Origin of the sequence: Bacillus sp. SIMBA_031, assembly GCF_046535225.1 — a bacterium.
Taxonomy (GTDB): domain Bacteria; phylum Bacillota; class Bacilli; order Bacillales; family Bacillaceae; genus Bacillus; species Bacillus velezensis.
In genome coordinates, this window is the sequence record NZ_JAWRXC010000335.1 from 1 (window position 1) to 265 (window position 265).

General features: G+C 63.0%; 1 protein-coding gene. It reads right to left on the bottom strand.

Annotated features, from left to right (window positions below; translation table 11 throughout):
• The coding region (locus SB724_RS20540; RefSeq protein ID WP_410572756.1) for an IclR family transcriptional regulator domain-containing protein at window positions 1-265 on the bottom strand (265 nt) is incomplete at both ends.

Here is a 265-nt window from a genome sequence, read left to right on the forward strand (position 1 = left end):
GTTCAGTACGACGGCGTGGCTCTCCCTAAGTGGCTCCATGCGGGACTTAGGGCCGACGATCTGTATCGCGGCGGCAACCTCGCCCTTGAAATCCCGGATGGGAGCGGCGAGGGAATACAGGCCGGGTTCGGCTTCCTCGTCAACTATGGAGTAGCCACGGGCGCGGGAGGTCCTGAGGCGGTCCAGGAAGTCATCCACGGAGCGGGGGGTGTTGGGTCCATGCTTCAGGAACTCCACGGATTCGAAGACTTTGCGGACCTCGTGG